The organism is Salegentibacter mishustinae (assembly GCF_002900095.1).
Lineage (GTDB): Bacteria > Bacteroidota > Bacteroidia > Flavobacteriales > Flavobacteriaceae > Salegentibacter > Salegentibacter mishustinae.
Genome location: NZ_LLKN01000002.1, coordinates 1,280,814 through 1,307,340 on the forward strand (window position 1 = coordinate 1,280,814; position 26,527 = coordinate 1,307,340).

Annotated in this window: 18 protein-coding genes; 15 read left to right on the forward strand and 3 right to left on the reverse strand. The window is 33.9% G+C overall.

Annotated elements, in window-relative coordinates; translation table 11 throughout:
* Nucleotides 1–29 precede the first annotated feature (29 nt).
* Genes APB85_RS08755 through APB85_RS08765 form a run of 3 tightly spaced genes read right to left on the reverse strand, consistent with a single transcriptional unit; the run spans nucleotide 30 to nucleotide 7,327 of the window.
* On the reverse strand, nucleotides 30–2,918 hold the full coding sequence (locus APB85_RS08755; protein WP_057481295.1) for a M16 family metallopeptidase: 2,889 nt from the start codon (nucleotides 2,916–2,918) through the stop codon (nucleotides 30–32).
* A 1-nt stretch (nucleotide 2,919) separates the two neighbouring features.
* A complete protein-coding gene (locus APB85_RS08760; RefSeq protein WP_057481296.1) occupies nucleotides 2,920–4,326 on the reverse strand; it encodes a RagB/SusD family nutrient uptake outer membrane protein in 1,407 nt (468 codons plus the stop codon).
* A gap of 10 nt (nucleotides 4,327–4,336) precedes the next feature.
* Complete coding sequence (locus APB85_RS08765) at nucleotides 4,337–7,327, reverse strand: SusC/RagA family TonB-linked outer membrane protein (RefSeq protein WP_057481297.1); 2,991 nt, start codon at nucleotides 7,325–7,327, stop codon at nucleotides 4,337–4,339.
* Between the two features lie 713 nt (nucleotides 7,328–8,040).
* Here APB85_RS08765 and APB85_RS08770 point away from each other — a divergent pair.
* From APB85_RS08770 to APB85_RS08840, 15 genes are all read left to right on the forward strand, one after another.
* Nucleotides 8,041–8,289 (forward strand): helix-turn-helix domain-containing protein, encoded by a 249-nt coding sequence (locus APB85_RS08770; protein WP_057481298.1) that lies wholly within the window; start codon nucleotides 8,041–8,043, stop codon nucleotides 8,287–8,289.
* Nucleotides 8,290–8,371: 82 nt separating this feature from the next.
* Nucleotides 8,372–8,581, forward strand: coding sequence for a hypothetical protein (locus APB85_RS08775; protein WP_083482184.1), 210 nt, complete (start codon nucleotides 8,372–8,374; stop codon nucleotides 8,579–8,581).
* Between the two features lie 153 nt (nucleotides 8,582–8,734).
* On the forward strand, nucleotides 8,735–10,159 hold the full coding sequence (locus APB85_RS08780; RefSeq protein WP_057481300.1) for a KAP family P-loop NTPase fold protein: 1,425 nt from the start codon (nucleotides 8,735–8,737) through the stop codon (nucleotides 10,157–10,159).
* 163 nt (nucleotides 10,160–10,322) lie between these two features.
* Nucleotides 10,323–11,399: a serine hydrolase domain-containing protein gene (locus tag APB85_RS08785; protein ID WP_057481301.1), complete on the forward strand. Its 1,077-nt coding sequence runs from the start codon at nucleotides 10,323–10,325 to the stop codon at nucleotides 11,397–11,399.
* A 103-nt stretch (nucleotides 11,400–11,502) separates the two neighbouring features.
* Nucleotides 11,503–12,165, forward strand: a complete 663-nt coding sequence (locus APB85_RS08790; protein WP_057481302.1) for a DUF6904 family protein — start codon at nucleotides 11,503–11,505, stop codon at nucleotides 12,163–12,165.
* 356 nt (nucleotides 12,166–12,521) lie between these two features.
* A complete protein-coding gene (locus tag APB85_RS08795) occupies nucleotides 12,522–13,040 on the forward strand; it encodes a GNAT family N-acetyltransferase (RefSeq protein WP_057481303.1) in 519 nt (172 codons plus the stop codon).
* 227 nt (nucleotides 13,041–13,267) lie between these two features.
* A complete protein-coding gene (locus APB85_RS08800) occupies nucleotides 13,268–13,963 on the forward strand; it encodes a cyclase family protein (RefSeq protein WP_057481304.1) in 696 nt (231 codons plus the stop codon).
* 55 nt (nucleotides 13,964–14,018) lie between these two features.
* Entirely contained in the window at nucleotides 14,019–14,579 is a 561-nt protein-coding gene (locus tag APB85_RS08805; protein WP_057481305.1) for a GNAT family N-acetyltransferase, read from the forward strand.
* A 339-nt stretch (nucleotides 14,580–14,918) separates the two neighbouring features.
* Entirely contained in the window at nucleotides 14,919–18,749 is a 3,831-nt protein-coding gene (locus APB85_RS08810; RefSeq protein ID WP_057481306.1) for a DUF7149 domain-containing protein, read from the forward strand.
* The gene (locus APB85_RS08815) at nucleotides 18,742–19,479 is read left to right on the forward strand and encodes a hypothetical protein (protein ID WP_057481307.1); all 738 of its coding nucleotides are present in this window, start codon (nucleotides 18,742–18,744) and stop codon (nucleotides 19,477–19,479) included. Before APB85_RS08810 ends, APB85_RS08815 begins: the two co-directional genes overlap by 8 nt.
* A gap of 346 nt (nucleotides 19,480–19,825) precedes the next feature.
* Nucleotides 19,826–20,713, forward strand: a complete 888-nt coding sequence (locus tag APB85_RS08820; RefSeq protein WP_057481308.1) for a hypothetical protein — start codon at nucleotides 19,826–19,828, stop codon at nucleotides 20,711–20,713.
* A 144-nt stretch (nucleotides 20,714–20,857) separates the two neighbouring features.
* On the forward strand, nucleotides 20,858–21,664 hold the full coding sequence (locus tag APB85_RS08825) for a deaminase (protein WP_057481309.1): 807 nt from the start codon (nucleotides 20,858–20,860) through the stop codon (nucleotides 21,662–21,664).
* Between the two features lie 87 nt (nucleotides 21,665–21,751).
* Nucleotides 21,752–22,714 carry a competence protein CoiA gene (locus APB85_RS08830; RefSeq protein ID WP_057481310.1) on the forward strand — a complete coding sequence of 321 codons (963 nt, stop codon included), beginning with the start codon at nucleotides 21,752–21,754 and terminating at the stop codon, nucleotides 22,712–22,714.
* A gap of 101 nt (nucleotides 22,715–22,815) precedes the next feature.
* Nucleotides 22,816–24,774: an AAA family ATPase gene (locus tag APB85_RS08835; RefSeq protein WP_057481311.1), complete on the forward strand. Its 1,959-nt coding sequence runs from the start codon at nucleotides 22,816–22,818 to the stop codon at nucleotides 24,772–24,774.
* 420 nt (nucleotides 24,775–25,194) lie between these two features.
* Nucleotides 25,195–26,327, forward strand: a protein-coding gene (locus APB85_RS08840) for an IS3 family transposase (protein WP_103294447.1) whose coding sequence is annotated in 2 segments (ribosomal slippage) — nucleotides 25,195–25,456 and nucleotides 25,456–26,327 — 1,134 coding nt in all. Because the reading frame shifts where the segments join, the coding sequence is not laid out codon by codon here.
* The last annotated feature ends 200 nt before the right edge of the window (nucleotides 26,328–26,527 follow it).

Below are 26,527 nucleotides of genomic sequence, written 5' to 3' on the forward strand. Positions count from 1 at the left end.
ATTGGGATGTGCCTTTTTATATCTTATTTCTATTCAGCTAACTCTTCTGGGTGCAATATTAATTCATATGAATGATCCTCTTTTAAATATTTTATTGCAGTATTTGTAATATCTTCTCTTTTTAAAGAATTTAAATATTCTTCCCAGTCTTTGGAACCATTTATTCGCTCACCATACCTATAATGCTTGTATAAATTGTCCAATTTATTACTAAGCTTTTCTTGATTTATTCTACTATATTGAGCTAAAAGCTTATTTATGGCGTTAGAAAAAATATTTTGATCTATTTTTCCCAGTTTTATATTACTTATAAGTTCTTTGGTTAAGTTCCTAATTTTAGGAAGCTCTTCAGGGACACAATTGAATCTAAACATGATTTCATACCTTCCTAGAGGTCTATTGTAATTACCGCCAGCTCCGTAGTGATAAAGTGAAAGTCCTTCATCTGAACGGAATTTAAATAATAAATCGTTTAGAATCATCCCTAATACCTTTACCTTAACCTCTTCTTTCCAAGTATCCTTTTTCGCACGAGGTTTTACAAACTCCAAACCAAAATAGGAGTTTATATTGGTATACAAATCCGAAATGTTACCCTTTTTAAAAACAGGTCCTTGAGTTAAAGTTTCTGAATGCCTCTGATTGGAACATTCTAATTTTTTATGATTGGGTAAGTTTCCTAAATACTTCTGGAGTAAGGGAAGAATGTCTTTTTTATCAAAATGACCAGTAACAATAAAAGTAAAATTTTCCGCACTGTTAAATAGAGCTCTATAAATCTCGAAAGCGCGATTTAAATTCACTTTTTTAATTCCTTTTATTCTATCTGAGGAATATGGTGGTTGGGTCGAATCTTTTGTGAGCGTATTTATGGCATCAATTAAATCATTCACAGGATTTAAAGAATTATAGGAATTGCTTAAACTTTGGTGTTTCCAATCTTTAAATGCCAATTCATTTATTTGAGGTTGTGAAAAATATAAAAAGATTATTTGTAAGAAATCTTCAAATTCCTCCTTAGTAACTTTACCCTTAATACCAGCTTCTTTAAAAGAAATGTAAGGATAAATACCAGTTTGAATTGAATTAAATTTTTGAAAATAACGTTCAAGATCAAATTTTGAAAACTGCCCTATTCCTGTATTTTTAATTATGGAAGGAGCATATATAGCCGAAAAATAGTCGTTCTTAGGGAAACAGGCTGCCCCAAATGGGGTAAAGGCATGAAGTGATATTTTGCCTGAGGACGAATTACCCTTTAACGGATTTAATACTATTTTGAGGCCGTTTTCAAGCACATACTCCTTAATATTACTGCTTTTTTCAAAGGTTGAAGCGATTTTTCGTGGCTCTAAGGCTTGAACCTCTTTTTCATTTAGTAATTTGGTTGGAGCTCGAGGAATTTTAAATTGATTTACTGGTGATTTAAAAACTTCTCTTATTATACTTCGAACCTTTTTTTCGTTCTCTAAAAGACTAGAATAATCTGAAGGTAAAATAATTCCTATATCTTCAGGTTCATTTGAGAATAGTCGCTGGACGCTATTGTTGATCTCTTCTTTGCTAAAATTCGCTATAATATCCCTGGTACAGGCGTTTTTATTTTTAGGTAATATATCGTGATATACAAAATGTTTTTTGATTTCTGCAAGCCAATAATCTGTATTACTTGTTTGAGTTAAGGAAAAATCCTTTAGAAATTGTTTCCTGGTTTTTTCTAATTCTCTTTTTGAAATTCCATATTCCTTAAGTTGTTGTATTATAGAGATAGTCTTTTCAAGGGCTGCTACTTCCTCATGCATTCTGGTTCTGATAATAACCTTTAAAGCGCTTTCCGGTTTTCCCGAATTGGAAGTTTTTGTTTCCATAGTATGAATACTAAATCTTCTTGCGTTGTGGTTGTAAACCTTCGCTTCTTCTCTAAAACGCGTGTTTAGAATCTTAGTAATAAAATGAGCTTCTAGCAGACTTTTATAACCAGATAAAGAATTTCGCTTCTTTAAAGTAGTCTGGTCTCTAAAATATAAGTTTAAATTTATAGGTTTTCCAAAAGACTTCTTAATTGAATTTACTTCTCTTTTGACAATTGAAAATTTATGATCGCTATTAAAGTACAATTCAGTACAATTCTCTTCCTTAAGAACCTTAGTTCTTCTTTGAATGGCTGAGAAGTTTTTTTTGATCAGGGATTCTAACTCCTTTGGATTTTCAATATTTCCCACAATGCTAATAGCCATAAGGTCTGGACGATACCACTTTCGATGAAATTTTTGTAAATCCTTATAAGGAAAGGTCTTGTTGTGAACTATAAAATTCTGATTATCTTTATGCATGCATGGGAATAACTTACCATTTAAAATTTCTTCTGTAGCTAACTCCTCCCTGGATGCAGACATTGCTAAATATTCTTGCAATAAGACCCCTCTTTCTCTGTTAATATTATTTTTTGACAAGTTTAATTCTGTAGCAATATCCCGGAACCATTTTAGTCCAACCAATATTGACCTTGTACTGGATTGGGGAATTTCAAAATCATAAACGGTTGCTTTTCCTCCGGTTTTACCACTTACATTCCGAGCATTCATTCCCAATGATAACAGTAGTCTTTCGTTACTCTTTAAACCTTCCGGGAAATTCGTCGTTTCCCGAAAGGCTAAATGTTCAATATGGTGAGCAAAATTATTTTGGTGAGGTTTTTCTTTAAAACTACCAGTTTTCACAATGAAGTTCATTTTAACTTCGCCAGATACATTGTTTAATGGTTTTATATAATATGTTAAGCCATTATCTAAAACTCCATGTAGGATGCTGGTATCTATTTCCTTAGTTTTAGTAGTACTATCTAGATCATACTGAGAATAGCCAACTTCAGAAAGGAGTGTTACTAAAACTCCAAAAATAAAACATATATTTTTCATTTTAATAACCAGGATTTTGAGAAAGGTTTGGATTCTTCATTCGCTCCTGGGCAGGTATTGGATAAAGTACATCTGTATCTTCCCACGTAGGATTACTATTTCCTAAAACTGTACTGGCTCTTTCAGTTCGTTTTAAATCTAGCCACCGATGACCCCATTCCGAAAATAATTCCCTTCTGCGCTCCTGTGCTATTTCCTTTAATAATTGCGCTTTACTCAATTCCGGAAATATTTCAGATATAGGATCTAGACCAGCTCTAGTTCGAATCTGATCCAAATCTTCTTTAGCCCCTGGGAGGTCATTGAGTTCAGTCCTGGCTTCAGATCGAATTAAGAACTGCTCTGCCAGGCGTAATACCATCGAGTTTTCCAGGATTGGAAGTTCACTGCTATTTCTAATTTTATATTTATAAGGGAAATAGGCATCCCTACTAGCATTATAATCTATCCAATTCAATAATCTTTTGTCTTCTGGCCTAAAATCGGTTAATAAACTTTCCGGAAGTTTAGCAATCGCAAAGAAGGAAAAGAAAGGATCTATTATAAAAAGATTTCCTTCATTGGTATGAGTAACGATTGATCCATTTCCTAATGGGGAAATTTGCCATATAGCTTCTCTACTATTGGCTAGAAAAACCTCGTCAAGATCATCCGGTAATTCATAAAGGCTTTCTTCGGCAATAACTTGCGAACTTAGTTCTTCTGCTTTTTCCCAATCCTTTAAGTATAGATATACCCTGGCCAATAGGGCAGTAGCAGCAAATTTGTTAACCTGGGTCCGATCTGCATTTCGATACTCTACAGTTAATGATTCCCTGGCAATTTCTAAATCATCTATTATTTGCTTATAGATTTCACTTGCGGAGACTCTTGGTGCCAGTTCATTATTCTGGTAATTTGTACTTAAAATCAGAGGCACTTCCTCATAAAGATTTACTAAATAGAAATAGGTGAATGCTCGTATAAATTTTGCTTCTCCATTTAATTGCGAAATAAGATCTGGAGAAAGATTTTCTGCATTCTCTATTCCTTCTATATAGGAATTAGCCATATAAATTATGTTGTAAGCACTTGACCACAAAGCGAGGTTATTTTGGTTGTCTGGGAATAATTCGTTTTCCTCGAACGCCATGCGCTCAGGATTGGTAGTTGTTATATTCTGTATGTTATCCGCCGATAAGCCAGATAGAAACGTGACGCTACGGGTATAACCGCCACTAAAATCTGCAACAAACAGTTCATTATAAATACCTTGCATGGCACTAATAGCAGTTTCATCACTCCCAAAAACTTCGTCTCTAATTAATTTGTTGTTGGGAGAATCTACTTCAACGAAATCTTCACAGGAGATCAATAAAAAACTCAAGATCAAAATCGTTAAAATGCTTATTGGTAATTTCGTTTTCATAAGATTAGTTTTAAAAAATTATTTGTAAGCCTCCAGTAATTGTTTTCAACGTTCTAAAACTAGAGCCAGAAGAAGGAAACTCAGGATCCATTCCTTCATAAGGGGAAAGTGTGATTAGATTTTGTCCGTGAGTAAAAAGTCTCAATTGTTCAATGCCTATTTTATCTAGAAATTCTTCAGATAAATTATAACCGAGAGAAATAGTTTTTAATCTAAGAAATGAAGCATCCTGGATAGGAAATAAAGAATTTTCTACAAAGTTAAATGCAGTATTTGCCTGTCTTGATTGAGAAATGGTCTGGTAATTACCTTCATTTTCTAAAGCAGGTAAAACCTTAGTTGATACATTCCGAGGCCTACCTGCATTAAAGACAGTAAATCGTCCTTTTTGTTTTACAAATTCCCATAAAAATTGAAATGAGAAATTTTTATAGGAAAAGGAGTTATTTATACCACCAAAAAAGTCTCGATTCAAATCCTGTATTATTGTTCGATCCTGATAATCAAAACTGCCATCATCATTAACATCCCGTACTGTATAAAATCCAGTCTCAGGATCAAGTCCCGTATATTCATACAAAAGCGATATATTTAAAGGATGGCCAACTTTATAGGTATTGGCAAAAGATGATTGTTCCAGGTCGGGATAGTTTACCAATTCATTACGAGGAAAACTTATGTTAAAAGAAGTTTGCCATTGAAAATTGTCATTCCTGAAGTTTTCACTAGTAGCCTCAATTTCCCAGCCTGTATTTTCTACAGTGGCAGGGAGATTAGCCTGGACTGAGCTAAACCCTGTAATAGCCGGAAGAGGATAGCCGACCAGCTGGTTGTCAGATCGGTTTCTGTACCAACTTACACCTAATCTAAATTTATCTTCAAAAAAGCCAAGCTCTACAGCACCTTCAAGCTTTTTATTCTCCTCCCATGAATAATTGGGGTTTGCCAGTGTGGTAGGGTATAAACCTCCTGGTCCAACAGTAGCCTCGTAGGCATCAAGGTAACCATAATCACCAATCTGGTCATTTCCTGTGGTTCCAAAACTGCCTCGAAATTTACCAAAAGATAAGAACGGGAATGCTTTTTTTATAAATGGTTCATCAGAAAAAATCCATGCAGCTCCGATTGCACCAAAATTTGAAAAACGGTTGTCCGGACCAAATCGTGAAGAACCATCCCGACGCCCCGTTAAATTAATATAGTATTTGCGCTGCCAGTTGATACCTATGCGTGAAAACAAGGCACTGTATCTGTATTCTGTAGTTACACTTTCAGCATTTAGAATTCTTTCGGCAGCTGCTAAATTTCCAATGAGAATTTCAGAGGAATAACCACTTCCCTGAAACCTTATTCGATTACTGTTATTTTCCTGCAGTGTAGCACCTATAATAGATTCTATACTTAGTTTTCCTATGCTCGTATTATAGATAAGCTGCGGTTCTATAATCCAAGATTTCCTTTTGGTATATAGATGTGATGAACTATTGTCAATAGCTTCTGCCGGGTTATAAGAACGTCTCGGTAACTTTATGTTCTCTTTACTATCAAATGAAGTGTAACCTAAATTGGTTTTAAATCGTAAATTGGAAATAAGTTTATAAGATAAACTTAAGTTGGTGATAAGGTTATTTGTGGTAGTTACACTATTGTTGTAATTCCCTTCAAGTGGATTATCCAAACCGGCCAATGACCACTCTTCCCAGTTTAAAGTATTATCATCATTAAAAACTTCAGGTGCGTTGGGGGGCAGCCTTGAAATGGATGAAGTAAGATTTATATTCCCTACTAAATTATTAATATCTACCCCGTAATTAACCGAAAGGTTTAAATTGAATTTATCATCTTTTGACTGGTGATTAAGATTTAAATTACCGGTTACCTTTTGATAATCATAATCTCCTGGATAGACCGTACCCTGGGTAAAATAAGAACCACCTAATCTATAAGAAGTATATTCGTCTCCTCCTGAGAAAGTTAAATTGGCATTAGTGGTCTCCGATGTGCCCCCAAATACAAAATCCTGCCAATCAGTGTACCGATCCTGGTCCCACAATAATAGATCATAAGCATTATTCTCCGTCGGTTCAACTTCATCATTCTCGAAAGCTCTTCTTCTTATTTCTAGATATTCTTGGGTGTTTAATAAATCCAATCGATTCGGGACAGTCGTTACACCGGTATAAAAATTTGCTTCGATGCCGGTGCCAATTCCTCTTCCTTTTTTGGTGGTGATTAAGATCACCCCGTTAGCCCCACGCGACCCGTATATAGCAGTAGCATCAGCATCCTTTAAAACTTCAATACTTTTTATATTGGAAACATTAAGGTTGTTGAGTGGGTCTAAACCAGCATTCCCTATTATAGTGTTAGTCTCTACGGGGATTGAATTAATAGGGACACCGTCAATAATATACAATGGGAAATTTCCTTCTTCTCGAAGGCTGTTTGTGCCCCTTATTCTAATGGTGGAAGCTGTCCCTGGATTACTGCCTCCGGGAGTAATCTCAACCCCAGCCATTCTCCCTTGCAAGGCTTGTATGGGGCTCACCACCGGCTGTAGTTCTATTTCCTCTGCGGTAACTCTTGAAATATTCCCTGTACGTTCCCTTTCAGTTGTGGTATAATAACCAGCATTAATTTTCACTTCACCAAGGGCAGAAACATCCTCCTCTAATTGAATACTAATTTCTTCGTTGTTATCTACCGGAATTTCTACAGTTTTAAAACCTATATAAGAAAAAACCAAAGTCCCATTGGCAGGGGCAGTAATACTATACTCGCCATCCAGGTTAGTTACTGTTCCTCTACTGGTATTTTTAACCGTTATAGTTACGCCTGGAATGGGAAGGCCGTTCTGATCTTGTACTACACCCACTACTGCTTGCTGCTGCAAGGGAAGGGGAGTAATGGTTGCTGCCTGTGCAGACTTTGATAGGAAGAAGAGTATCCCACCAAGAATAATTAGCGCCACCCATTTGAGGCGCGAGTAATTATTTTTCATAATTTTACGTGTGATTTAAATGAAACATTGTTTTATTTAAGCTTAGGCCTTCCCCGCTCAGACTCCAATCTAGAGGGAAGGCTTTTTGGCTTAACACCTTTAACTAAGGCTAATTCACTTTTTCTTTACATAACAATTTCTTTTTTGCTAAACTTAACGGCCCTACCCGTTAACACCTATTAACCCAAATCAAATATTCCCAGTGCCTCGAGGAGACCCCACCCAAAGCTGTTTTTGAATACTAGGGCACAAAACAGCAACCCACGGGATTGTTAAAGTGATTTCCTTGTTCCCGCAAACAAGAATTAGCGAATACAGTACTAGTTACTGCCGACCACTATGGCCTATAATAATGTAGGGGCAAAAAAAGCGAGACTTATAGCTTTTAAATTGTAGAAGATAACTTTGAAAATTAAGAAGAGTTTAAAACCAAAAAAGACGTGGTGACTCAACTTATGCCATCAAGGTACTGGTATACCGTGCAACGATAAGAGAGCCCACGCCTAGGTCGTGAGCATCCTTGCTTATCATCTCGTTGCATAAATTACCAGTTTTTGACGGCGAGATTCAAAGCGAATGCTTCTAATATTTTACTTTAAGAAGTTTCGCAAAAATAATAATATGAGGTAAATATAATAATTATTTTTAAAATTGGGATATATCCCAATAATATTTTTTGCCATTTACAAGAAATTGCTTTGAAATGGTTCATTATGGATATAAATAAAGATTTTCTTAAGGAAATAGGTAAGAAAATTATTGAGATCAGAGAAAAAAAAGGTGAAAAACAATCGGATCTTAGTTTCCATACTGGATTAGAAGTTTCAGAAATCAGTAAATACGAGCAAGGAAAAATAAATATGACCTTTAAAACATTTTTAAAATTTGCTCATGTATTAGATGTTCATCCCAAAGAACTGTTGGATTTTGAATTTGATATTAAAAGGCATAAGATTAAGTAGATTTCGCTCTTACGGAAATCCGTAAATTTCTTCGGCTATATAGTTTTATATTTAAGAATTATTCATTTAAAATTATACTGTTATGCAAAAATTTTATGTCAACACCAATGCTCAGTCTAATGGAGATCACGAAGTTCACGAAGATACCTATTGTTCTAATGCTCCATCGCCAGAAAACCGCAGGGATCTGGGATATCACCAGGACTGCCACGGTGCTGTTAGGGAAGCCAAAAAAATATATAATAAATCCAATGGTTGCTATTATTGCTGTAGGGCTTGCCATACTAGTTAATTCAAAGCTAGGTAATCTGCCAAAATAGTATAATCCCCAATTCTTATTTTTAATCCAACTTTGTTTATTCCTGTGAAAGGTGTATTAAATTTGTATTTTGTTTGGGATAAAACGAATTAGCTGCAAGCTTTCAAGAAAAATTCCAAAAAAAATATGAGTCTGAGAAATCCTGTTTTAGAAATCGAACCTGGAAAACCATTCGAAAATTGTAAATTAGAAAGAGAGAAATATTCCGATGTTTTAACAGAAATTGTTAGTAGCTACTATGACGGGTTTGTACTAGCAATTAATAACAGGTGGGGTGAAGGAAAAACTACCTTCGTAAAGATGTGGCAGCAAGCATTGATAGATAAAAAATTTCAAACAGTTTATTTCAATGCTTGGGAAAATGATTTTGAGGATAATCCATTAACTGCTTTGATGGGAGAGTTGAAAACTCTTACAAACAAAGAAACTGAACCGAAATTTCAGAAAGCACTTAAAAATGCTTCGATTCTAACTACTCATATAGCACCCGTTTTGGCACAAGCATTAGTCGATAAATATGTCGTTGATACGAAAGGAATAAAAGACATAATTGTCAATGCCTCCAAAGGTTTAGCAGATATTTTCGAAAATGATGTAAATAACTACCAAAAGAAAAAAGTAGGAATATCGAACTTCAAAAAAAGTCTAGCAAAATTTATTGCGGACAGTAATAATGGAAAACCTATAATATTCATAATTGATGAGTTAGATAGATGTCGCCCCAATTATGCCGTTAGTATCTTGGAGCAAATCAAACACTTTTTCTCTGTACCCAATATCGTATTCGTACTTTCAATTGATAAAAAACAATTAGGAAATGCTATTAGAGGAGTTTACGGGAGTGATAGAATAAATTCGGATGAATATTTAAGAAGATTTATTGATGTAGAATATTCGATTCCTAGACCTCCAAACGATTTATTTTATAAATACCTAATTGACAAATTGAATTTTGATGAGTTTTTCCAATCCCCAGAAAGAAAAAAGTATCGAGAACTAGTTGATGACAAAGAAAGATTTTTAAATACGTGTCGACTCCTATTTAATAATTCGAATATTGTTCTTCGTCAACAAGAACGAATTTTAATTTTGTCAAGGTTGTCCCTTAGAACATATACTTTCAATAATTATGTTTATCCTTCAGTTTATTTAGTCTTGATCTATATTAAAATTCTCAAGGATGAATTTTATCAAAAAATAATTAGTAAGAAACTTTCATTTTCAGAATTACAAAATGAATTATTTAATTTGTTTGCAGACTCTGTTACAGATAGAAATCGAAGAGAGATTATGTTTATTGAAGTTTATTTTTTGATGTTCTATAATAATTTCAAATATGAACATCACGAAAAAAGAGAACTATATGACCGGGGAGAAAGTTTTGAGGATAAGGACAAAAAACTACTCATTCATTCAATGTTTGGAAAGGACTATGATTCAGAATTTCTCTTTACAATAATAAATATAGAAAGAGCAAATTATAATTCTAATTCTTTTAGTTTGGAACACATAATCAAAAAAATAGATTTGCTGGAATCACTTAAAGCATAAAAGACAGCAGCTATGTCGGTTATAGAAAACAGCGGGTTTTGCCGAAAAAGTTCAATTTTAGAAAGCAAGAAAGAAAATGATTAAGCCGGAAAGTCCGTGTACCAAATAGAGCTATCTGAAAACAGTTAGCGTTGTACACTATTTTTATCAAAATTTAATTTCAATGAAAGTTAAAATTCTACTGCTATTTACCTTAATATTTACTTCTACATATTCTCAATCTACCAATTCTCAAATTAAAAATTATTTAGATAGCGTTGATGATTCAGATTTTTCAGGAGCAATACTAGTAGCTCAAAAGGATAAAATAATTGCCGAAAGGGCTTATGGATTTTCAAGTATAGAATACGATGCCGAAAACAAAACTGATACTAAATTTAATATAGCTTCCATCACAAAAATGTTTACCGCTGTGGCAGCTTTACAACTTTATGAGCAGGGGAAAATAGCGCTTAAGAAACCAATAGGGGAGTATCTACCAGATTACCCAAATAAGACTGTTAGGAATTCCGTTACAGTCCATCAACTCTTAACACATACTTCGGGATTCAACAATTTCTATGTTACTGATTTAGATAAAATCAGGCATTTAGAATATGAAGAAATTTCTGACTTCGTTCCGCTATTTGTAAATGACACGTTACTATCTAAACCAGGAACTAGATATGACTATAGCGGCACTGGATTCGTGGTTCTAGGTTTAATAGTTGAGAAAGTTTCCGGAGAAAATTATTATGATTATATAAGGAAGCATATTCTTGAACCCTCAGATATGATGGCAACATCAGAAATCCAAGTAGACTCTATCGTTAAAAATAAAGCAAGCGGATATACTTCACAATTTGGTCAAAATAAAGCTTTAAAGAAAAATGAGTATTACTTAACGAAAGCATCCCCCGCTGGATTCTACTATTCTACAACAGAAGATTTATTTAAGTTCTCGAAAGCGCTGAGAAATCATAAATTATTAAATAAGGAAACAACAGATTTGATGTTGGAGCCAAAAGTAAAGGGATATAACACCTATCTAGGATATGGGATAGATATTGATAATAGATACAACCAAACTATAATTGGTCACAGCGGCGGATGGTATGGAATCCATTGTGAATTAATGGATTTTATGGAAGATGATTATACAGTAGTTATTTTATCAAATATTGATGATGGTGGGAAAAAAGGAGCTTCAAAAGTAGCAGATTTCTTTAAGAATTTGCTCGCCGATAAAGAATTGAACTAATTAATAGGTAACTAAAAAAGGTAGCCTTTCTAGATATGGAGGGGAATTCCTTGATTTAAAAGTGATATTTGAAAGATGAATATAAAATTAAAATGCTTTTTATATGCTTCAAAGTAACCCAACGAAGAAAGGTACAGGAATCGAATTGTGGGGGGATTACGGTGACTTAACGAGTCTTTATGAAACCATTCACAAAATAGGAGAAAGACTAAATGAATACAAAAAAGAAGAAAAGGGACAGTCAGATATAATAATGGGCTTTGCTTATGAGGTTCGCAAAGCATTCCAGTATTCAAGGATGAAAGAAAAATTTATTTTTGATTCTGAAAACAAGGTTGAATATTTTGGCTTTAAATATTTATGGACAGATTTACTTTATTTAATTTCTGTTCTTCGCTATAATGCTGGATATGCAGTATTAGATGGAATAGATCAAGCTAATCTTTATATTTTGGAACATAGCTGTAAAAAGGCTTTGTTTGATTACGATCCGCAAGGTGCACAGCAGATTCAACATTTTATAGGGCAAAAAATTGATATACATAATTACCTGGTTTTTTTAGTACTTCAGGGTATTAATATAGAATATTTAGGCAAGACCCCGGGGAAAAGAAGATTTAGAGGGATACCTAATTTATTAATTGCATACTCCCCATTTTCCCCAGCATATAAAATGTGGAAATCTGATATGGAAAGTAGTGCTAAGGCTTTAAAATGTGAAGTGCACGAAATAGGTTATGATAATTATCCGGAAATAGTGTGGTAGAAAAAGTAATTAACCCTTGAAAAAAAGAGATAATCAATCTCTTTTCGTTTGCGATAACCGGAGACCTTTGGACACAGGAAAAAATAAAATTAGAGCATAAAGACTGGAAAATTCTACCATAACTAAATACTGTATTTGAAAATGAATTATTTGTTCATGAAAACCTTGATCCTTTTTTTGATAAATTGGTACCGAGAAACAATTAACCACTACTCGGGGATTTGAATGTTCATGTGTAGATATTCTCGACGATTTTGCTTGAAAATAACAGCGCAAACGTATAGAATATAAAAGGATTATATAGAGTTAATAATTGTTTGTTCAGGCTGAAAATAATCCAAATCTAAATTTACAATTTGAAGGAAATTGCAAGCATAAAAACCGACCGACTTTTACTAAGAGCGATAAGATCATCTGATCTTGTGAACATCTATAAAGGGCTTTCCAATCTGGAGGTAATCAAACATTACGGGGTAAGCTTTGAAAGTCTGGAAGCTACAAAAGAGCAAATGGACTGGTTTGCTGGTTCCAAGCAATTTTGGTGGGCAATTTGCTCTCCTAATAATATATTCTATGGAGCTGGCGGTTTAAATGATTTATCTATAGAACATAAAAAGGCAGAGATCGGACTTTGGTTAATGCCTGATTTTTGGGGTAAGGGAATTATGACAGAAGTAATGCCATTAATTTGCAGTTACGGTTTTGAAAAACTTGGAATTCATCGCATAGAAGGTTTTGTAAATACCGATAATAAAAACTGTAAAAAGGCTATGGCAAAACTCGATTTTCAGCACGAAGGAACGATGAAAGAGTGCGAAGTAAAAAACGGTCAATTTGTAAGTGTTGATATTTACGCAAAGCTAAAGACCAGCTAGTGATCCGTTTATAGCAAAAAGAATAAAGTAATTAACCCTACTGCTAGTGTCAACCTAGGTTAGAACCTCTCAACTGGTCTTTAAATTTTATGAAAAACTAGGTTTTCAATTAATTAAAGTGAAAAAAGATTTCTGGGCGAAAGGATATGCTCTATATGAACTGGAAATAAAGCTTATTTGTTAAGCTCATTGTTAAAGCAAAGATGGGCATTACATAAAAAACTAAAATGATAGATATTATTGATTTGAGTCAGGAGATTTATGAAGGAATGCCGGTTTTTAAAGATCTACCACAGGTTAAAATGACCATACATAATTCTCATGAAGAATGGAGTGGAATTAAAAACCCAGAAAAGAAAACACCAGCCGTACATAAGTTAGAATTAGGCGAGCACACCGGGACGCACGTTGATGCTATAAATCATATGGCAAAACAATATGAAGGGCAATCAATAGATACCATGCCTTTGTCTATGTTTTACACAGAAGGAATTTGTCTGGATTTTTCCCATAAAAACTTAAAAGAATTAATTGAGCCTGAAGAAATTGAATCAGCGTGTTTAAAATCAAAAATAGAAATTAAAAAAGGGGATACGGTTCTACTTTATACTGATCATTATCGTAAATATTTTAATACCGAAAATTGGGGTAGTGGTCCTGGAATATCAGCCTCTTGTGCAAAGTGGTTAGGGGAGAAGAGAATCTTTGCTTTTGGTGTAGAAACAATGTCTCCTGGAGTATCTGGAATTTCAAATAGAGAAGTACATCATATTTGTGGGGAAATGAAATTTACCCACTACGAAAATATGGTGAATTTATATAAATTGATAGGAAGAGGAAGATTTCGCTTTATAGGATTACCACTAAAAATACGTGGTGGTACAGGTTCGCCAGTTCGAGCTGTGGCTGTATTTGAGAATTAGAAGCTAATCACTTGTGTATTGATAATACCTTTATTGAAAATTTTAAAATTCCCTTATGATTATTGAATTTCAAACTAATCGCCTACTCATATCACCTATTTCCTTATCAGATTTAGATAAGATACATAGTTTACATTCGCTTCCCGAAACTGATAAATTCAATACGCTAGGAATTCCTGAAAATATTAATCAAACAGAAAAAATAATTGGAGATTGGATTGAAAAGAATAGCAATCCAGAAAAGAGAAATCTTACATTTAAAGTGGAATTATTGGAAAACGAATTGTTTCTTGGTTTGATATCATTGAATTTGGGTAAACCTAAATTTAAAAATGCAGAAGTTTGGTATAAATTTCATTCTGATTTTTGGAATAAAGGCTATGCGACAGAATCTTTAAATAGAATCTTAACTTTCGGATTTGAGGAACTTAAACTACATAGGATTGAAGCTGGATGCGCAGTAAATAATATAGGCAGTATTCGTACCTTAGAAAAAGTAGGTATGCTTAAAGAGGGGAGAAAAAGAAAAGTTTTACCCCTTAAAAACGGTTGGTCTGATACTTTTGAATATGCTATTTTAGCAACTGATTATAGTAATACATCTAATATATCTTAAAAATAGAAAAGGACCAGAATTATTGCTCCCAAACTAAACGCCAGGCTGGCACCTAGTATAAATCCAATCAAGAGGTTATGTCTTATTTCCTTCTTTATAAAAGATTTTGGGATGTAATGCTTGTAAAACTCTTCATTCATAAAATCGAAATTAAATTATTTGAATGAAATACTTTTACGGATTTCCGTAGACCATAGTTTTTTATAAAAATTCTCTCTTTCTCAGTATTATCTACGATATCTTTAAATTTTTTTCTATTTTTAAGATCTCTTTAACAGAGAACGGGCAAAAGCAACTCCCTACGGTCTTTTGCACTTATCAACAAACCCCAATTTCTGCATGCAGACGGAACAAGAAATCAATTCTGGTAACCTATCTATACTCAAGCCTCGCAAGGCGCTCAACAAAGCTTTTCTAAAGGTAAAACCTAACCGTTCCCAAATAGAACAGTTCAAAGAGAACCTTATTCAGTTACTGGATAGGACCAATGATACGGAAAGTGAAGAATTTCATAAAAATCTGGTTACCGATTTCCTTAAGAAAACATACTACGATCCCAATCATTTTATAAATACAAAGGGCAGGAATGACCTGGTGATCCATAACGGAAACAAAGCCAAAAGCAGTGTTGGGGTTATTATAGAAGCAAAGAAGCCTACCAACCGGGCAGAGATGCTGAGCAAGGAGAAGTTGAACGTAAAGGCCTTCCAGGAGTTGGTGCTTTATTATCTTCGGGAGCGCATTACCCATAAAAACCTGGAAATAAAATATGTGATCGCCACCAACATAAATCAGTGGTTTATTTTTGATGCCAATGTTTTTGAAAAGGCGTTTGCACAGAACAAAAAGCTGGTAAGTCAGTTTACCGATTTTGAAGCAGGAAGACTTAGTGGAACAAATACCGACTTCTTCTATAAGAATATAGCTGAACCTTTTATTTCCGAAAGGAAACAGGAACTGGAGTTTACCTGGTTCGATATTAATAATTACGAAAAGCCACTTCGGAATAATAATCCTAAGGATGACAATAAGCTGATTGCCCTTTATAAATTATTGTCGCCGGAACATCTTTTAAAGCTTCCTTTTACTAACGATAGTAACAGCCTCGATAAGCGTTTCTATGGCGAGCTACTTCATATTATAGGCTTAACAGAAACCAAACAGGGCGGTAAAAAATTAATTGAACGCCAGAAAGAAGGGCAGCGAAATACCGGTTCATTTTTGGAAAATGCCATTATTCAGCTGGATAGTATGGATAAGATAGGCCGTTTGGAAAATGCATCCCAGTTTGGAGAAAACCTCCAGGAACGGCTTTTTAATGTTGGGCTGGAACTTAGTATTACCTGGCTAAACAGAATCCTTTTCCTAAAGCTTTTAGAAGCGCAACTGGTCACTTATCACAAAGGAGATAGATCTTATGAATTTCTTAGCCTTGACAGAATAAATAATTATGATGATCTAAATAGCTTGTTTTTCCAGGTATTAGCTCGTCAATATTCTGAAAGAAATGATGATGTAAAAGCCCTTTTTGAAAAGGTACCGTATCTCAACTCTTCCCTTTTTGAGCCTACAGATATTGAGCACAGCACGCTTTTTATAAGTAATCTTCGGGACGATAAGACTTTGCCTATTTACAGCGCCACGGTGCTAAAGGATAAAAAAGGGAAAAAACGCAGTGGTGAACTTAACGCCCTGGAATATTTATTTGAATTCCTTAACGCTTACGACTTTAGCAGTGAAGGCGGGGAGACCATACAGGAAGATAATAAGACCCTCATTAACGCTTCTGTACTGGGACTTATCTTTGAAAAGATAAATGGCTATAAAGACGGCTCTTTCTTTACGCCCGGCTTTATTACTATGTATATGTGCCGCGAGACCATAAGAAAAGCGGTGGTGCAAAAGTTTAATGAAGCCAAAGACTGGAATTGTAAAGATCTGGATGAATTATATGATCGTATTGAAGACCGTAAGGAAGCAAATGAACTCATCAATAGCTTAAAGATCTGTGATCCTGCTGTAGGTTCGGGGCATTTTTTGGTTTCGGCGCTTAATGAAATGATTGCGATTAAGAACGATCTTAATATTCTACAGGATCGGTCAGGAAGAAGGCTTAAGGAATACCAGGTGGAAGTGGTAAACGATGAACTTATTGTGACCGATGAAGACGGAGAACTTTTTGAATACAATCCTACCGCGAAGGAGAGCCAGCGTATACAGGAAGCACTTTTTCATGAGAAGCAGAAAATTATTGAGAACTGCCTTTTTGGAGTAGATATCAACCCGAATTCGGTTAAAATATGCCGGCTCCGGTTGTGGATAGAGTTGCTGAAAAATGCCTACTACAAGAATGAAACGGAACTGGAGACCCTGCCGAATATTGATATTAACATCAAATGCGGAAATTCCCTTATTTCCCGCTTTGATTTGGATGCCGACTTAAGCAAGGCGCTAAAAGACAGTAAATGGAATATTGACAGCTATCGCAATGCCGTAGATACCTACCGGAATGCTCAAAACAAGGAGCAAAAGCGGCAGATGGAAAAGATTATCCGGGACATTAAAAGCGATTTTAGGAGTGAGATTTCGGCTAACGATCCCAAGGTGAAACGCCTGCAAAAAGTAAAAGGCGAGCTCTTTATGATGTCTAACCAAACTCAGATGTTTGAGCTGTCTAAAAGGGGAAAAGCCGCCTGGAATAAAAAGCTGCAAAAACTCACCAAAGACAGCAAAAAACTGGAAACCGAAATCCAGGAAATAAAAGACAATAAAATTTATGAAAATGCTTTTGAGTGGCGGTTTGAGTTCCCGGAAGTGTTGGATGAGAACGGGGCTTATGTGGGGTTTGATGTGGTGATTGGAAATCCGCCGTATATAAGAATTCAAGATTTAGTGTCATCTGATAAAGAGGCTGTAGACTTTTATAATGAGCGGTATGTAACAACTGGAAAAGGAAATTATGATTTGTATGTTCCTTTTGTAGAAAAAGCGATTTCTTTATTATATAGCAAAGGGATAATGTGCTTTATAATGCCTCATAAATTTATAAATGCCAATTACGGAAGGTCTTTAAAAGGATTTATAGGAGCAGGAAAGCTTCTTGAGAAAATTGTTCATTTTGGATCTTCTCAAATATTCGAAGATGCGACCACCTATACCGGTTTGTTCTTTTTATCTAAAAAAGAGAATAAAACAGTCTCTTATTTGGAGACAGAAGATCTGGAGGAATTTAAAAATGACAGGTTTCTTAGGTTCCAGGAGTCAACAGCATCATTATTAACAGCAGATCAATGGGTTTTTCTAGAACCACAGGCAGCAAGCCTATTGAAAAAATTACAATCCTTTGACAATACATTAGAATCTAAAACCGAACGGATTTTTCAAGGAATTAAAACCAGTGCCGATAAGATATTTATCGTGGAGCAGCTAAATGATATAGGGGATCTTGTAGAAATTTATTGTAAAGAAAATGAGAAGAAATATTTTATCGAAAAAGAAATTTTAAAGCCTTTGATCAAAGGAGGAAACAGCAGACCCTATCAAATTTCAGATACAGATTTACTTCTATTGTTCCCTTATAAAGACGGTGAATTATTAACGCCTGAATTTCTTGAAGCGGAGACACCAAAAACCTGGGATTATCTTAACGAGCATAAACTATATTTAGAAGGAAGGGAAAAAAACAAGATGGTAGGAGATAAATGGTATGGATATGTGTACCCTAAAGCATTAACTGTCATCAACAGTGCCAAAATTTTCACTCCCGACATAGCACCTTCTCCACGTTTTTCTTACGATAGCAAAGGTGAATTTGCCTTCACTGGTGGAGCAGCGGGCGGATACGGTATCTTACCAAAGAATGATGAAGATTTTAAATTTTTGTTAGCCGTTCTAAACAGCACTGTAATCGCCTGGTATATTTCGAAGACCTCCACTCAAATGAGAGGTGGCTGGTTAAGTTTTGAATCAAGGTTTATAAGAAGTATCCCTATTCCTGTTGGACATTCAGAAATAAAAAAAGAAATCGATATGCTTGTTAGCGAAATTTTGAAAGACACCCAAGAAAATCCTACTATAGACATCACTGCCAACAAAGCAGAAATTGACCGGTTGGTTTATGAACTTTATGGGTTGACGAAGGAGGAGATTCAAATAGTAGAGAATGGGTAAACTCCAGTATAATTATAGCAATTTAAAAATCTACGATACAGCAATGTTTCCAAAGTTAAAACGAGAAGATTTTTTGAGAAAAAATCATATGAATTTTCTCGAAATGGAATTAAAGGCTTATGAGAGATATATTGCGTTTACCGAAGACTATTTAGACAAGGCAGTATTAGATTATCAATTAAAACATAAAGATGCTTTAGAAGAAGATACGCTGGACAGGAAAGCAGCTGAAGAATACAGAAAGAAAATGTTCGAAGTAGATGGAAATTTCACACAAAGATTTAGAGAATCCATAATTGTACAATTGTTTTCGTTTTTTGAAAAGGCTATTTTAAATTCTTGTGAAATGTATTATTTCAATAAAGAATTAGACGAAGGCCATCAGGAAGGTATGAATACAAAGGCAGGTTTTGAAGAAGCAAAAGCTTTCTTGAAAAAGGAAGTACGCTTAACTTTAAATGAACTGAACCCTGAATTAGATTTCTTCTCCAAACTTTCTACGCTTCGAAACAAAATTGTTCATCATCAACTAGGGAATCTTTCCGATGATAGGAAAAAGATAAATGATATTAGAGCGTTGTCAAAAAATCGATTTATAATACAAAAGAAAAGGGATTTTTTAACAAGCTATTTTATTCATTTCGATAAGCCCGAATTTTCTTTCGAAATAATCGATAAAATTAAATTATTCTATAGAAAATTAGAAGAAAAAGGAGTCTATTATCTATAGCAGTATTAGTAAAGGTAAAAAACAATTTTTAAATATAATTACCATGGCAAAAAAGACAGTTCCAGTAAAACCGCACAGAAGGTCAACCCCTTCTACAACTCCAAGAAAAAACCCTAATTCACCTAAACCTGGACCATAGATGATCCAGACAAAAGAACTCCGCCAAAGAAATAAAGGGATAGAGGATAGCTACAAGCTTATAGGACGGTTTATGAACTTTATGTGTTGAGTGAGGAGGAAATTGAGAGTTTAGGGTGATAAATAATTAATAATGCCTTGTGAATAAAGATTGTGAATTATTAGAAAAAGATTATATCACGAGTTATATGCAATTTTAGATAGAAATATGACAAATATTTATTGGCCTGTATACAAGAACATAGAGTCAGAATTGGTTAAATTAACCTATGATATACATATTGATGATAACCAAATAAATGTTTACTCATCTAAAATTTCTGATCTAATATTAAGATCTGCTGCAGAGATAGAATCCGTTGCTAAAGAACTATACAAAAGGTATGGAGGAAATAAAGAAAAAAGATTATTATTTGATAAAGATTGTATTAAGTTTTTAAACCAATTATGGAAGTTAGAAAATAAATTAGTTATAATAAGTTCTTCTTCCTGTTTCCAATCTCAGAAGATTATTACACCTTTTATAAAAACTGAAAAAAATTTAAGTAACAAATTAACTTATGGTTGGAATAACGCCTATCAACATTTAAAACATAATCGATATCAATCTTTACATTTAGGATCATTGAAGTACTTATTTGATATCCTTGCGGCACTATTCATATTGAACCTGTATTTTAGAGATGAAGTCTTTGAAATCACACAGAATTCTGAGGTACCACAAAATATGGGATCAGAAATATTTTCAATAAAAATTCATAAATGGCGTAGTTATGATGCTGAAGGAGTATATGGTAAAAATGAAGACTTTGATGAGTGTATCTACCTAACAAAAAAAACAGATGAAGCTCACAAAAAAATGATTGAGTCCACTAAAGCAATGTTAAAGGAACAGCAGGAAATGTTTTTAAAACATCCAAAAACCTTAGAATTTGTGAAAAGTGGAAAATTAAAAAATTACGAAGGGGATAATTTAATGTGGGATGTTTTAGGTGAAAATGATTATTGGAATATCATTAATATTACTTCCGAAAAACATACTTTGGATTCAAAGGACAGAAAAATGGAAGGTGTATTAAACAAAAACTTGATATAATAACTAAGCGTTCAACATCGGCTATAGCAAGTAGTGGTTTTTGTCAAGACGTGGAATTTAGAAGACCTAGAAACAAAAAGTTAAGCTCAGAAATCTGTTTCCCCCTTTGTCCATAACATAACCGCTAGTGTTAATAAGAAAAACATGATAAAAAGTTATTCTAGAAAAGACTTAATGAAAATTTCAGTTGAGGAACATCTCAAATGCACAGAATTTCCTCGTGTTGGTGCTGTAATTGAAAAGGATGGAGCAATTTTAAGTACAGGCTTTAGAGGAGAATATGACAAAATGCATGCGGAAAGAGTTGCAATAGAAAAACTGACCCCTGAAGAATTAGAAAACTCTACTTTGTACACAACACTTGAACCATGTGTTTCGGTTAAAGAAGATCAGAAAATAGAATCATGTGCTGATCTGATTATCCGTTCAAGAATTAAAGAAACTGTTATCGGAGTATTAGACCCAAATGGTACTATTTACACTCAAGGATATAGAAAGCTATTAGAAAATAATATTAGTGTGGCATTTTTTAATCGCAAATTACGAGAAGCCGTTGAAGAAGAAACTTTCGAGTTTGGAGAATTACACAGTATTACCGGACCAGGCAAGAGAAGAATTCCTATCGTACATAGTGGCACAAGCTTAACTGTTCAGTTTTCAGAAAATGATAAAAGATCTTTTCAAATCCGCTGGACCACTCTTCAACCAATTTACGGATTTGTTGATTTAATAAGTACAAATGGAGCAGTAAGAGTAGCATCTGGCGCTACAGAATTCATGGAAATTACTGATCCGTTGGTTTTTAGATTTCCAAGTCATTTTGCACGGATGAAAAAAGGAATGATAGCTATAGTTTGTCCAGTCGGAGCTACTTTTTGCCTATTGGTCAAGCTAATTGAAGTGTATAAAAATGATATTCAATTTCAATGGGAGATGAGAAACTTAAATTAAAAACAAATACTAACAAAGTTTACACTGTTTAGCAGACCACGGGATGCTACGACACTATCCAGGAGACGTTGTTACCATTTTACGCCAATGAGATATGCATTGAATTCAAATAAAGAAAGAGTTGAAGTATCATATTCAAAGGAAAAAGCAGTTTGTCAACTTTGTGGTGAAACTGTTAATGGAAGAAAAGGTGAAGAAAGGAAAAAACATTGGGCGCATAGAAAGAAATGCGATCATTGGTATGAACCAATAACTGCCTGGCATCTGAAATGGCAAAATCATTTTCCAAAAGAAAATCGAGAAGTAGTTATTAAAAAAGGGGATGAAAAACATCGAGCCGATATTCATTTAGATAATGGAATTATAATCGAAATTCAAAATTCACCAATAAAACCTGCCCACATTCGAGCGCGAGAAGAATTCTACGGTAAAGAACAGTTAATCTGGATCTTGAACGGGAAAAATCTATTAAGCCATTGCAATATAATTCAGAGTGAAATTCCTTTTAAATATAGCTTTACCATAGATTTTCCTAAAAATATCTCAAACAACATCAATTATTTTAACCCTAAATTCTGCAAAGAATTTTTAAAGGTTGGTATATTAAAAGATTTTTCCAGGTCCTCTTTGGATACTCAAATTGATTACGAAAATCACAAAATAAAATTTGAAGCCTTAGGTGATTTATTCCATATGGATTATGATGAAAAGATTAGACAAAAATATTATATGGTAAACTTTTATCAATATTACTTTGAACTAGAATATGTTGCTGAATTTCGAGATAATATAAAATTCAGAACTAACAAGTGGCGTGTAGATTTAAAAAAATATCACTTGAACAAAAAATACTGGAAGAAATTTATTGATAAAATGTCAGCGCCAGTATTTCTAGATAACTTAGAAGGTATAGAAGAAGATGAACTTTTTTGGTTTCAAAAAAATAAAACTGTTCGTAAAGATAAATTTCTTAAAAAATATAGAGAGTTTACAAAAACAGGCAATATTAAGGATTCATCAGAAATAGCGGGTTTTAACGAAAAAATGTAATTTAGAAACCAAGGCAAAAAGGGTTAAGTCGACAATTCCGCATTTCACATTTCACTATTTATCCATAGCCGTAATCGCTTTAATTAATTAAACAATACTGAATGATAACATCAATTTTTCTCAGACATTTTAAAATTTATAAAGGAATTACTTTTATACCTATTTCAGAAGGAGTAGGTTTCTCTAGTTTAATAGGAGAAAATGGCGTTGGAAAAAGCTCAGTTTTAGAAGCTATCGATTGTGTACTTAATCAAAAAAATAACAATTGGCCAATTAACAACGAGGCAAAAAATGAAGGTGTAGGGGGAGATAATTTTCCATATATCGCACCAATTTTTTTAATAAAAAAGGACCAATTACGTAATTCTAAAATATTAGATCAAGAACAATTTAAGAAGGCTCAAAAACTATCAGATTTTATTTGGGACAACAATTTAAAAGCACCTACTAAAAGTTCCTCAGCATTTAATGCCCATAAAAATGAATTAAAGAAGTCTTATGGTAAAAATGATTATTTTATTCTTATCGTTGGTAAAAAACATAATGATAACTCAATATATCTTGGAGGTTATCAAAATTATATTGACTTTATAGGAGAGAAACCATCTATTAAGCCAAGTGAACAAGAAATTCAGAAATACTTTAAAGGATTTTATGATTATATAATATCACATTATTCTTACCTCTATATTCCTGTAGAAACAGACGTTTTTACTTATACCAAATTAGAAACTGTGGAAATGCAAAAACTGATGGATAAAAATATTCAGGATGAAATAATAAAAGCAATAAAGCCAGGTACTTTAAAACAAATCAACAAAGATCTAAGTTTTTTTGTAAAAGATGTGGAAAGTATTTTAGAAGAATATGAATACAAAGGGCATTACAAAAACAGTCTAACAATGCCTGACCTGGTATCTAAAATTATAGAAGCATATTTTTCGATTAAAGTATTAAATAAAAAAACTAAGTCCGGTAAAAAAATTATCCCAGTAAGTGAATTAAGTTCTGGTGAAAAAAGAAAAGCTTTAATTGATGTTGCTTATTCATTTTTATTTAAAAATCAAAATTCAAATACTAAAATAATTTTAGCTATTGACGAACCAGAGGCATCTCTTCATATTTCGGCTTGCTATGACCAATTTGAAAAATTATTTGGTTTAAGTAAAAATGACCATCAAATAATTGTATCGACTCACTGGTATGGTTTTCTTCCAATCGTTTTAAATGGAAGCGCTACATCAATCAGAAAGGATAACACCAACGAAACAACAGTTGACTTTTTGAACTTATATAATTACAGAGAGACAATTACTCAAGCTAAGAAAAAAATAAAAGGTCAGTTACCTATTGATTACAATATTAAAAGTTATAATGATTTAGTTCAATCAATATTATTTTCAATTCTGAAAGAAAAACCATATAACTGGTTAGTTTGCGAAGGACTTTCTGAAAAAATTTATTTTGAAATATACTTTAAAGATGAAATTGAAAACAATAAATTAAGAATATTACCATTAGGTTCATTTAAAGAAGTAAGAAAATTATATAACAACTTATTATCGCCTATTAAAGATCCAGACTATAAAATAAATGGAAAAGTAATTTGTCTTATTGACACTGACTCAGAAAGAGTCGAGGTGGATTATGAAAATAATAATAAAAATTTATTTTTCTTTAGACTTTGGAACAATAAAAAAAATAATCTCAAAACGGAATTAATAGATGTAAACAAAAACTCTATGAATCCGCCAACAGAGATTGAAGATTGTTTAAGTCCATATATCTACAAACAAGCATTAATTGAGTTTATTGAGGAATACCCATCAATTAAGAACGTAATTGATAATTGCACTGTACGAAATAATGCTACAAATTCATACTCGACTTTTGATTTAAGAGACAGTGAAAAAGAGGATATTAAGGCGTTTTTTGATGACCATGAGGGTTATAATAAAATTAGGTTTGCCGAACAATACATTGAAATATTACAAAAACCATTGTTTCAAAATGAACCTGAAATGGAATGGTTATTAAAAATTAAAAATATACTAAACTAGTAAATTAACTCTAAACAGTCTTAACCAAATTTAATTTTTACCGATTCTCCCTGGCCAGTTTGCATTTCTTCAAGGTGCAACCTTATTTGGATCTCTTCATTGGTGATAGGGGAGCGGTAATAATAATCTACGTATAAAAATTCCTCCTGTTCTTTAGGAAATACAATTGTTATTTTACGTTTACTTCTGTTTTCACAAATTAGTATAAGTCTGTCATCTAAAACTTGGGTTTCCTGGATATTTAATACTTCAATATCCTTTCCCTGTTTTGTTTCGGTTACAATAGTTACATCATTGGTTTCAAAAACGATCCTCCGGTCAACCCATTTAAATTCTGACCTGTAGATGTTGGGGTGTAAGCTACCCTTAAAAACGAACTGTTTAAAAGTATAATATATTTTATAACTTTAAACAGTAATTATGAAGAAGAGTAGATATTCACCACAGCAAATCGCAAAGATTTTAAAGGAGTTTGATAACGGAAAAACGGCCGTAGAGATCAGCCGTGAATATGGTATTAGTACAGCTGCATTCTATAAGTGGCGGGAACGTTATGGCGGGATGAACGGCAAAGAGCTGAAGCGCCTGAAGGACCTTGAGGAGGAGAACCGAAGGCTGAAGCAGATGTATGCCAATCTATCCCTGGATCATCAAATGGCCAAAGAAATCATCGAAAAAAAGCTTTAAAGCCCTGCCGTAAAAGAACCATAGCCAAAGAACTTACGCGTTACGGTATTAGCAGGGCGTGCCGTGTTTTAAATATGAGCAAAAGCGTTTTTTATTACAGGCCAATTCCAAAGGATGATACTGCTATCGAAGAGGCTCTACAACAGAAAGCTAAAGAACATAGCGAAGAAGGCTTCTGGATGGCTTACGATCGTCTAAGGAGTGAAGGCAAGCCCTGGAACCATAAACGGGTGTACAGGGTCTATAAAAAACTTGGTTTAAGTTTGAGACGAAAGGTAAAAAAGCGTTTACCTGCCAGGGTTAAAGAACCCCTGGAGGCTCCCATAGCTCCTAATCGTTGCTGGAGTATTGATTTTGTGACCGATGTCCTAGAAAATAAAAGACGCTTCCGTGGCTTAACCGTAATTGATGATTACAACCGAGAAGCATTGCATATAGAAATTGATTTTTCACTGCCTAGCAAACGTGTCGTCTGGGTATTGAACCATTTGATTAATCGCAGGGGAAAACCCAAAAAAATAAGAATGGATAATGGTCCTGAATTTGTTGCTAAGATCGCTTCAGAATGGAGCCAGATGCAAGAAATCGACTTTCAGTATATTCAACCTGGGAAACCAACCCAGAATGCTTTTATAGAGAGATTCAATGGAACATATCGAAGAGGCGTTCTCAATAAGTACCTCTTTGAAGATCTAAATCAGGTAAGGGAACAAACCGAGACCTGGATGGAAGATTACAACAATGTAAGACCACATAATGCACTGGGAAAAATGGCCCCCGTAGCATACGCAAAAACTCATTCTCCTGTCGGTACCGACAGGAGAATGAAAAATGAAATTTTTGGACAATCAAGCAGTTCTAATTAGGGGAAGCTTACAGGGGTACGTTTCAGTAAGAAAAGAGTAATAAACCTCCTGCCCAAAAAAGTTAAAGTGTATAAATAAAAATATTAGGCAAAGAGTTTTCATTCTATTAAAGATATGATATTAAACTGATTAAAGCTGTCACCTCGCATCTTTTGGTTTACCTGCCCTTCAAATTCAACAGACTTTAGTAAATTAATATA

Bases quoted from the DNA above. Each gene is read 5' to 3' on its own strand.
- APB85_RS08770 (WP_057481298.1), top strand. From the start codon at position 8,041: ATGGATATAAATAAAGATTTTCTTAAGGAAATAGGTAAGAAAATTATT.
- APB85_RS08760 (WP_057481296.1), bottom strand. From the start codon at position 4,326: ATGAAAACGAAATTACCAATAAGCATTTTAACGATTTTGATCTTGAGT.
- APB85_RS08800 (WP_057481304.1), top strand. From the start codon at position 13,268: ATGATAGATATTATTGATTTGAGTCAGGAGATTTATGAAGGAATGCCG.
- APB85_RS08825 (WP_057481309.1), top strand. From the start codon at position 20,858: ATGATAAAAAGTTATTCTAGAAAAGACTTAATGAAAATTTCAGTTGAG.
- APB85_RS08820 (WP_057481308.1), top strand. From the start codon at position 19,826: ATGACAAATATTTATTGGCCTGTATACAAGAACATAGAGTCAGAATTG.
- APB85_RS08780 (WP_057481300.1), top strand. From the start codon at position 8,735: ATGAGTCTGAGAAATCCTGTTTTAGAAATCGAACCTGGAAAACCATTC.
- APB85_RS08805 (WP_057481305.1), top strand. From the start codon at position 14,019: ATGATTATTGAATTTCAAACTAATCGCCTACTCATATCACCTATTTCC.
- APB85_RS08810 (WP_057481306.1), top strand. From the start codon at position 14,919: ATGCAGACGGAACAAGAAATCAATTCTGGTAACCTATCTATACTCAAG.
- APB85_RS08835 (WP_057481311.1), top strand. From the start codon at position 22,816: ATGATAACATCAATTTTTCTCAGACATTTTAAAATTTATAAAGGAATT.
- APB85_RS08790 (WP_057481302.1), top strand. From the start codon at position 11,503: ATGCTTCAAAGTAACCCAACGAAGAAAGGTACAGGAATCGAATTGTGG.
- APB85_RS08765 (WP_057481297.1), bottom strand. From the start codon at position 7,327: ATGAAAAATAATTACTCGCGCCTCAAATGGGTGGCGCTAATTATTCTT.
- APB85_RS08815 (WP_057481307.1), top strand. From the start codon at position 18,742: ATGGGTAAACTCCAGTATAATTATAGCAATTTAAAAATCTACGATACA.
- APB85_RS08830 (WP_057481310.1), top strand. From the start codon at position 21,752: ATGAGATATGCATTGAATTCAAATAAAGAAAGAGTTGAAGTATCATAT.
- APB85_RS08775 (WP_083482184.1), top strand. From the start codon at position 8,372: ATGCAAAAATTTTATGTCAACACCAATGCTCAGTCTAATGGAGATCAC.
- APB85_RS08785 (WP_057481301.1), top strand. From the start codon at position 10,323: ATGAAAGTTAAAATTCTACTGCTATTTACCTTAATATTTACTTCTACA.
- APB85_RS08755 (WP_057481295.1), bottom strand. From the start codon at position 2,918: ATGAAAAATATATGTTTTATTTTTGGAGTTTTAGTAACACTCCTTTCT.